General features: G+C 58.8%; 2 protein-coding genes and 1 pseudogene. All 3 read right to left on the reverse strand.

The window, feature by feature from the left end; genetic code table 11:
- Positions 1-379: 379 nt before the first annotated feature.
- On the reverse strand, positions 380-1189 hold the full coding sequence (locus FEV53_RS20165; protein WP_142836401.1) for a class I SAM-dependent methyltransferase: 810 nt from the start codon (positions 1187-1189) through the stop codon (positions 380-382).
- Entirely contained in the window at positions 1186-1323 is a 138-nt protein-coding gene (locus FEV53_RS21130; RefSeq protein WP_185962363.1) for a hypothetical protein, read from the reverse strand. The genes FEV53_RS20165 and FEV53_RS21130 overlap by 4 nt, the downstream gene beginning before the upstream one ends.
- A 48-nt stretch (positions 1324-1371) precedes the next feature.
- Positions 1372-1751, reverse strand: a pseudogene (locus FEV53_RS21370) (hypothetical protein); the annotation flags it as partial.

Genomic DNA, 1751 nt, shown 5'->3' on the forward strand with positions numbered 1-1751 from the left:
CGGGCGATTGCGCGATCCGCAATGTCCATATCCAGATGAACGCCGACCACGGTCGCATCGCATGGCAAACGTCGACCGGCTACGGTCAGCGCTCCCGTGTCGAAGCCCAGACCGGTCGTTACAAGCAGGTGATCGGGCCCGCGCTACGAGGCCGAAATATGGAGAGCCAGACGACCGAGACTCTAATCGCCGTCAAAGCCCTCAACCGCATGACCGACCTCGGTCGCGCGGCCTATGAGCGTGTCATCTGTTCAGGCAGGGAAAGCGGCAAATGCGCCCTCAGCTTGATCTATGCAACATGCTCGGTCAACCCCAATAAGTTGGCAATGCCCGTCTGCACGCACCACATTGATGCGGCGTGCTGTGATTCGCGTCCCGGTCATTTGCGCACCATCCACAACCACGGGGTCGGCGTGGCCCGCCACTCCCACAGGGCCAGCATCCGATCCATGTCATCCAGCTGTTCCATCCAGTCCGGCAGGCTTTCGGTATCACAGTGGCGCCCGATCACGGTGACATCATGGGTGGCGGCAAAGCGCTCGCGCAGGCGGCTCATGACGCCGCGGACACTACCCGGATGCGTCTCAACCAAAAGATCAGCGTCGCGCAGGCCGGGCGCTCGGGCTGGATCTAACAACGTATCCTCAGCCCCTTCGATATCGCAGATGATGGCCGTCTTGCACTGTGTGCAGAGCGCAAAGCTGTCATGGGTACAGGCGTCGAACAAATCCACCCTGGCGCTGACGCCGTTGCTTTGCACCAGCCTCTTCAGCAGCGCGCGCGCATTCGGGTCGATTTCATAGGCCATGATCCGTGCCGTGGGCATGCGCAAAGCCATCCCGACTGCATAGTATCCTTCGGCCGAGCCGATATCCATCACCTGCTCATAGCCGCCGGAAATGATGAGGTTGATGTAGGGGACGAGTGTTTTTTCGTAATAGCCCAGCAGTCTTGGAATGCGCGCGCCTTCGGATTGGGGGCCATCATAGATCATGCCGGCAAAGGGACCACTTTGTACGCGAGAGCCGCTTCGATTCAACACCTGCTGCGTCAGAACATGGCAGCGCCATTTGGCCAGCGTCCGCAGGGCCAGACGCAAATGTTGCGGAGACGGGTCCCCAGCTATTAGGTCGGACACAGTCTGGCGGACCTGACGGGTGATGGGATCATGCGCGGTGGGGCGGGTCATGCGCGCGCCCACCCTTTCACAACGACCTGGTCGATAAACTCATTCTGCAGATCAAAAAGAGACAGAAACAACATGTTTATGGTCGCTTCAAGTGTTTCGCCCACTTCATCGACAATAAAGAGCTGATGAGCCATAAGATTGATCTCGCGCGAGACACCGATGAACTTAAACGCTTTTTTCTCTCAGGATGCGCACATCGGAGCGGTCCTATTCGCCTCACTACGCCTGAGACAAGTTTGTCTTTTGATAGGCTTAGCCGAGCGTGTTGCATAGATCAAGCTGAGGGCGCATTTGCCGCTTTCCCTGCCTGAACAGATGACACGCTCATAGGCCGCGCGACCGAGGTCGGTCATGCGGTTGAGGGCTTTGACGGCGATTAGAGTCTCGGTCGTCTGGCTCTCCATATTTCGGCCTCGTAGCGCGGGCCCGATCACCTGCTTGTAACGACCGGTCTGGGCTTCGACACGGGAGCGCTGACCGTAGCCGGTCGACGTTTGCCATGCGATGCGACCGTGGTCGGCGTTCATCTGGATATGGACATTGCGGATCGCGCAATCGCCCG

This window comes from Palleronia caenipelagi (genome assembly GCF_007004065.1).
Classification (GTDB): Bacteria; Pseudomonadota; Alphaproteobacteria; order Rhodobacterales; family Rhodobacteraceae; genus Palleronia; species Palleronia caenipelagi.